General features: G+C 53.7%; 6 protein-coding genes and 1 pseudogene. All 7 read left to right on the top strand.

Annotated features, from left to right (window positions below):
- The first annotated feature begins 131 nt into the window (after nucleotides 1-131).
- The 7 genes and pseudogenes from VGJ94_07510 to VGJ94_07480 all read left to right on the top strand — a co-directional run bounded on the left by VGJ94_07510 (nucleotide 132) and on the right by VGJ94_07480 (nucleotide 7,058).
- A pseudogene (locus VGJ94_07510) lies at nucleotides 132-974 on the top strand (tyrosine-type recombinase/integrase).
- Nucleotide 975: 1 nt separating this feature from the next.
- Entirely contained in the window at nucleotides 976-1,500 is a 525-nt protein-coding gene (gene hslV / locus VGJ94_07505) for an ATP-dependent protease subunit HslV (GenBank protein HEY3276452.1), read from the top strand.
- Nucleotides 1,501-2,832: an ATP-dependent protease ATPase subunit HslU gene (hslU, locus tag VGJ94_07500; GenBank protein ID HEY3276451.1), complete on the top strand. Its 1,332-nt coding sequence runs from the start codon at nucleotides 1,501-1,503 to the stop codon at nucleotides 2,830-2,832.
- Nucleotides 2,829-3,668 carry an acetylglutamate kinase gene (gene argB, locus VGJ94_07495; protein HEY3276450.1) on the top strand — a complete coding sequence of 280 codons (840 nt, stop codon included), beginning with the start codon at nucleotides 2,829-2,831 and terminating at the stop codon, nucleotides 3,666-3,668. The genes hslU and argB overlap by 4 nt, the downstream gene beginning before the upstream one ends.
- A gap of 2 nt (nucleotides 3,669-3,670) precedes the next feature.
- Nucleotides 3,671-4,876: an aspartate aminotransferase family protein gene (locus VGJ94_07490; protein HEY3276449.1), complete on the top strand. Its 1,206-nt coding sequence runs from the start codon at nucleotides 3,671-3,673 to the stop codon at nucleotides 4,874-4,876.
- Between the two features lie 10 nt (nucleotides 4,877-4,886).
- Nucleotides 4,887-5,810 carry an ornithine carbamoyltransferase gene (gene argF, locus VGJ94_07485; GenBank protein HEY3276448.1) on the top strand — a complete coding sequence of 308 codons (924 nt, stop codon included), beginning with the start codon at nucleotides 4,887-4,889 and terminating at the stop codon, nucleotides 5,808-5,810.
- Nucleotides 5,811-5,849: 39 nt separating this feature from the next.
- Nucleotides 5,850-7,058 carry an argininosuccinate synthase gene (locus tag VGJ94_07480; protein ID HEY3276447.1) on the top strand — a complete coding sequence of 403 codons (1,209 nt, stop codon included), beginning with the start codon at nucleotides 5,850-5,852 and terminating at the stop codon, nucleotides 7,056-7,058.
- The last annotated feature ends 209 nt before the right edge of the window (nucleotides 7,059-7,267 follow it).

Here is a 7,267-nt window from a genome sequence, read left to right as displayed (position 1 = left end):
GACTATCGACTAGAGACTATGGACTGCCCCTTGGTTTTCTTGAATTTACTTGATTATTTAGCAAAATGTAATAGAATAATAGTCTTATGGATACACATACGGTAAGGATGTTATCCAGGGAGTTCTATAAGTTTTTGAGCTCTGAGAAGGGTGTGGCATATAACACGGTGCGGGCTTATAGAGGAGACATTGACGATTTCGTCTCCTTTGTGGAAAAGGGTTCTTATGACGTGGTGGACCATCACGCCATAAGGGCTTATATTGTCAGTATTTACAAGGGACTGAAGAAGTCTTCCCTTTCCCGGAAGGTCTCTTCGATCAAATCTTTCTTTCGGTTTCTTAAGAAGAAAGGGTATATCGAGGAGAATACGGCTCTGGTGATCAAGAACCCGAGGGTGGAAAAGCACCTTCCCAAGTTCTATACCATTGACGAGATGTTTCATTTTCTCGATTACCTGCCCAGGGACGGATGGCTTAACCTGAGAAATCGGGCGATTTTCGAGCTTATGTATTCGACCGGGATGAGGGCACAGGAAACGCTTAATTTGGATATGGAAGACATACATATGGACGGAATGTGGGTACATGCGAAGGGAAAAGGCGGGAAGGAGCGGGTGCTCCCTTTCGGCGATAAGGCGAAGCAGGCGATCGTTGAGTACCTGGAGTCCCGGGACAAGGCCCGGAAGGCTTCATCGAAAGGCCCGGTTTTCGTAAATTCCAGGGGATACCGGCTTTCTTACGGCGGGCTTTTGAAGATCATGAAAAAGCATCAGCTCCACGTGCATCTCTTCAAAGATCTTGCACTCCACGGCGTGCGCCATTCTTTCGCGACGCACCTGCTCGATAACGGCGCGGACCTCCGCACTATTCAGGAGTTGCTGGGTCATTCAAAATTATCCACCACCCAGAAATATACACACGTCTCCATGGAGAAGCTGATGGAGACTTACGACAAATCCCATCCAAGAAGGTAGAATGGAAGCAACGACGATTTTATGTGTAAGACACAAGGGGAAAGTTGCCATCGGAGGCGACGGCCAGGTCACGATGGGCGATATCGTCATGAAGCATACGGCAAAGAAGGTACGCCGCCTCTTTCATGACAAGGTGATCGCCGGTTTCGCGGGGGCCACGGCGGATGCCTTTACCCTCTTCGAGAGGTTCGAGAAGAAGCTCGAGCAGTATAATGGAAATATCACCAGGGCCGCCGTAGAGATGGCAAAAGACTGGAGAACGGACCGGATGCTGAGACGGCTCGAAGCGCTCCTGATCGTGGCCGATGACGAGCATACCTTCGTCGTATCCGGAACGGGAGACGTGATCGAGCCGGATGACGGGGTCGCCGCCATAGGGTCCGGGGGCGCCTATGCCCAATCGGCCGCAAAGGCCCTTCTGCGGCATGCAGACCTATCCGCCCGCGGGATCGTGGAAGAGGCGATGCACATTGCCTCGGAGATCTGCATCTATACGAATGATAAAGCGGTAATCGAGGAGCTTTAAATGAAGATATTGACTCCCAAAGAGATCATGGAGGAGCTGAACAGGTTCATAATAGGGCAGAATAAGGCAAAAAAAGCGGTCTCCATCGCGCTGCGGAACAGGTGGAGACGGCAGATGATCTCGAAAGAGCTGCGGGACGAGATCGCCCCCAAGAACATCATCATGATAGGGCCCACCGGGGTGGGCAAGACCGAGATCGCGCGACGCCTGGCAAAGCTAGCGGTCGCGCCCTTTCTCAAAATCGAGGCGACCAAATTTACGGAAGTCGGATATGTGGGCAGGGACGTGGAGTCCATGATCCGGGACCTCACCGAGCTTTCCGTCAACATGGTGAAGAAAGAAGAGCACGAGCAGGTCCTGGCAAAGGCGAGGGAGCTTGCGGAGGAGCGCATTCTCGATCTTCTCCTGCCCGTAAGGAAGAGCGCCCGCGCCCCCAAGGAAGGCGAGCCCGCTGACCTTTCGAGGCTCAAGCTGAGGAACCAGCTCAAGGCGGGTAAATTCGAGGAGAAATTCGTGGAGCTCGAAGTGCCCGATAAGGCGCTCCCCATCGTGGAGATCTTTTCCGCTTCGGGCCTCGAAGAGATGGATATGCAGATCAGGGATATGTTCGGCAATATGCTCCCGAAGAAGACGAAGAAGCGCAAGGTAAAGGTAAAAGAGGCATACGAGCTTCTCATCCAGGAAGAGTCGAAGAAACTTATCGATATGGACAGGGTGGTTCAGGACGCTATCGAGCGGGTGGAGCAGTCGGGCATCATATTTCTCGACGAGCTCGACAAGATTGCGAGCCGCGACCATACCCACGGCCCCGATGTGTCGAGGGAGGGAGTCCAGCGCGATATACTTCCCATAGTCGAGGGGACCACGGTGACGACGAAATACGGCATGGTCAAGACGGACCACGTGCTCTTCATTGCCGCGGGCGCATTCCACATGTCGAAGCCCTCGGACCTTATACCGGAGCTTCAGGGACGTTTCCCTATAAGGGTAGAGCTCGACCCTTTGACCAAGGAAGATTTTTACCGGATCATCACCGAGCCGGACAATGCGCTCCTCAAACAGTATAAGGCCCTTCTCAAAACCGAGGATATCGATCTCGAATTCGAGAAGGAGGCGGTCGAAGAGATCACGGATATCGCCCAGAAGATCAACGAGATGACCGAGAATATCGGCGCGAGAAGGCTTTATACGGTAATGGAGAAGCTCCTCGAGGATATATCCTTTTCCGCTCCCGACACCAAGGAGGAGAAGATTGTCATCACCAAAGCCTATGTGCGTGAAAAACTCGGAGAATTCCTCGAAAAAGAAGACTTGAGCAGGTACATACTATGAGAGAAAAAGTTGAAACCTTACTCGAAGCCCTGCCATACATAAAGCGGTTCGCCGGGGCCACGTTCGTCATTAAATACGGCGGCGCGGCGATGGAGGAAGAGAGCCTCAAAAAGGAGTTTGCCCGGGACATAGTCCTTCTGAAGTACGTAGGGATCGATCCGGTCATCGTCCATGGCGGCGGCCCCGAGATCGGAAGGCTCCTTAAGGAACTTAATATCCCGTCGAAGTTCGTGGACGGCCTTCGGGTTACGGACAAACGGACCCTCGATATCGCGGAGATGGTCCTCTCTGGCCACGTGAACAAGGAGATCGTAAAAAACATCAATGATTGCGGCGGTAAGGCAATAGGCCTCTCCGGCAAGGACGGCAGGCTGCTTACGGCAAAGCAGGTGTCGAACAAGGAAATAGGCTTTGTGGGTGACATCGTGGGAGTCGACGTCGATATTCTCAAAGACATAAACAGGCACGGGCTCATACCCGTGATCGCGCCCATCTCCGACGGCATCGACGGAAATTCATATAACATCAACGCCGATACGGCGGCAGGGGCCATCGCCAAAGCCATGGCCGCGGAAAAACTCGTGCTCCTTACCGATGTGGAAGGAGTCCTCGACAAGGAGGGGGCCCTCTTTTCCACCCTCAGGGAAAGGGAAGTTATACAGCTTATTGAAAATAAGACGATCTCGGGAGGCATGATACCGAAAGTCATGTGCTGCATCGACGCGGTGCAGGGCGGCGTGAAGGAGACCCACGTGGTCGACGGAAGGGTGCCCCATGCGATTCTCCTCGAGGTATTTACCGATTCCGGTGTGGGTACCGAGATTATAGGAGGCTAGGGATGCACCAGGAAATGATGGAGAAAGCGAGCCGTTATCTCGCGCACACCTATACGCGGTATCCGATAGTGCCCACCAAGGGCGAGGGGTGCTGGTTATGGGACCTTGACGGGAGGAGATATCTCGATTTTCTGGCGGGTATCGCGGTGTGCAACTTGGGCCACGCGAGAAAAGAAGTAGTGGAAGGCATTACCGCCCAGGCGGCGAAGCTTTTTCATACGTCCAATCTTTTCTATATCGAGCCCCAGATCAAGGCTGCCATACTTCTTACGGAATATAGCTTCGGAGACAAGGTCTTCTTCTGCAATAGCGGCGCGGAGGCGAATGAAGCGGCCATCAAGCTCGCCCGGAAATATTCGTGGAAAAAATATGGCGAGGGCCGCCACGAGGTCATATCGATGAAGAACTCCTTTCATGGAAGGACCCTCGGCACCCTTGCGGCAACGGGCCAGTTCAAATTTCACGAAGGGTTCGAGCCACTCCTTCCCGGCTTCACCCATGTGGATTTCAACGATCTCGAGGCGGTGAGAAACGCGATCACCGCGAAGACGTGCGCGGTCATACTCGAGCCCATCCAGGCCGAAGGGGGTATATACCCCGCGGATGCTCAGTATATCAAAGAGCTGAGGCAGCTCACCCGTGAAAAGGACATCCTCATGATATTCGATGAGGTGCAGACGGGCATGGGGAGGACGGGTAAATTCTTCGGCTACGAGCATTTCGGCATAGAGCCCGATATTATGAGCCTCGCGAAGGCCCTGGGAAACGGTTTTCCCGTGGGCGCCATAGTGGCGAAAGACGGGGTGATGGAAGCCTTCGAGCCGGGGAGCCACGCCTCGACTTTCGGGGGGAATCCCCTCGCGGCCGCGGCGGTAATCGCCACGATCAATACCCTCATCGACGAGGGCATAATAAAGAATTGCGAGGAGATGGGCCGCTATCTCGTGAAAGGCCTGAAGTCACTTCAGGAGAAATATTCTTTCATAAAGGAGATACGGGGCATGGGGCTCATCCTCGGCGTGGAGCTCGACATCGACGGAGACGCCGTCCAGCGGGAGTTCATGAAGGAAGGGATCATCATGAACTGCACGAAGGGAAAGATACTGCGGCTCGTTCCCCCTCTCGTAGTGAAAACCGAGGAGATCGATCTGTTTCTTGAAACCGCCGACGGCGTATTCTCCCGTCAGAACAAAGGCATGAAGGGGTAAGGAAAGGGCGATGAAATCAAAGCGGGATTTTACAAAACTCCTGGACATCACGCGGGAGGAATGCGAATACCTTCTGGAAAGGTCGACTTTCCTGAAAATGCAAAAGAAGCAGGGCAAAGAGTATAAACCCCTCAAAGATAAGAGTCTTGCCATGATTTTCGAAAAATCCTCGACCAGGACGAGGGCCTCTTTTGAGATCGGCATGTGGGAGCTGGGTGGATATGCCATGTTCTTGAGCTCCGGGGAATCCCAGATAGGCCGCGGCGAGCCCGTGAAAGATACGGCCAGGGTATTGAGCCGCTATGTGGACGCCATAATGATAAGGACTTACGGCCAGGCCCTCGTGGAGGAACTGGCCCAGTGGGCCACGGTGCCCCTGGTGAACGGTCTCTCCGATACCTACCATCCCTGCCAGATCCTGGCGGACCTTTTCACCATCCGGGAATTCAAAGGAAATCTCGGTGATCTGAAGATCGCCTATATCGGGGACGGTAACAATGTGGCGAACTCCTGGCTGGAGGCGTGCATACTGCTCGACCTCAGTTTCTCCATCGCCACGCCGGAGCAATACGCGGCGAAAGGGAGTCTTCTCGAAAAGGCGAAGGAGAATAGCCGGTTTGTCGCTACCCATGACCCCCTGGAGGCGGTCCGGGACGCGGATGTGATCTATACGGACGTGTGGGTGAGCATGGGCCAGGAGGCGGAGAAGGAAGAAAGGACGCTTTCTTTTGCCTCATACCGGATAGACGACGCCCTCCTCAAAGAGGCGAAGAAAGGCGCCATAGTGATGCATTGCCTTCCCGCCCACAGAAATAAGGAGATATCGGACGGTGTATTCGAGTCCCAGCAGGAAGTGATCTTCTCCCAGGCGGAGAACAGGCTTCACACGCAAAAGGCCCTGCTGGAGTGGTTGATAAAAGGCAGTGAAGGTTAGCCGAATTCAAGTGAATGATTGAAAGGACGGAGGTATAGAATGGGAGCGGTAAAAAAGGTAGTTCTGGCATACTCGGGCGGTCTCGACACTTCGATTATCGTGAAATGGCTCAAGGACGTCTACGATTGCGAAGTGGTAGCCTATGCAGCCGACGTGGGCCAGGAAGAGGAGTTGACAGGGCTCGAGGAGAAGGCCATAAAGACAGGGGCCTCAAAGTGCTACATAGAGGACCTCAGGGAAGAATTCGCGAAGGACTTCATCTTTTTCGCAATAAAGGCAAATGCCGTGTACGAGGGTACCTACCTCATGGGCACCTCGCTCGCCCGTCCCCTTATCGCGAAAAGGCACATAGAGATCGCGAGGGCGGAGAAGGCGGATGCCGTGTGTCACGGCTCCACCGGGAAAGGCAACGACCAGGTGAGGTTCGAGCTTACCTTTTATGCCATGGAGCCCAATATCAGGATTATCGCGCCCTGGAGGGAGTGGGATTTCACCTCCCGGGACGAGCTTATCGACTACGCGAAAAAACATGATATCGATGTGCCGGTCACGAAGGCGAAACCTTACAGCATGGACCGGAACCTCATGCATATAAGCTACGAAGGGGGAGTGCTCGAAGACCCGTGGAACGAGCCCCTGGAGGACATGTTCCTCACCACCGTGTCGCCTGAAAAGGCGCCGGACAAGCCCCAGTATGTGGAGATCGATTTTGTCGACGGCGTAGCCGTCAAGGTGGACGGCAAGGAGATGTCTCCCGCCATCCTCGTCGCCCATCTCAACAAGTTAGGTGGCGCCCACGGCATCGGAAGGGTCGACATAGTAGAGAACCGGTTCGTGGGGATGAAATCACGGGGTGTCTATGAGACGCCGGGCTGCACGATCCTCATGGCGGCACACCGGGGCATGGAAACAATCACCATGGACCGGGAGGTCATGCACCTGAGAGATAGTCTCATGCCGAAGATCGCAGAGCTGATCTATTACGGCTTCTGGTATACCCCGGAGATGGAAGCCCTCCGGGCCCTGGTGGAAGAGTCTCAGAAGGGTGTGAGCGGCAAAGTAAGGGTAAAGCTCTACAAAGGCACCCCCACCGTGGTCGGAAGAAAATCGGACAAATCATACTACATGAAGGACTTCGCCACCTTCGACAAGGATTCGGTATACGACCAGAAAGATGCAGGAGGCTTCATAAAGCTGAACGCCCTCAGGCTGCGTATACGGGAAATGATTAATAAAAGCAGCCGATAGCAGAAAGGCAGTCTCTAGTCACTAGTCTCTAGTCTCTAGGTTTAAAAAAGACTGGGCCAAAGATTTTAATCGTCCAGAGATTTAACGGCTGAAGGGATTGTGCAGACTATCGACTAGAGACTAGAGACTAGAGACTAGAGACTAGAGACTAGAGACTAGAGACTAGAGACTAGAGACTAGAGACTAGAGACTAGAGACTAGAGACTAGA

The organism is Syntrophorhabdaceae bacterium (genome assembly GCA_036504895.1).
GTDB lineage: Bacteria > Desulfobacterota > Syntrophorhabdia > Syntrophorhabdales > Syntrophorhabdaceae > PNOM01.
This window is presented reverse-complemented; position numbering and strand designations above follow the sequence as displayed.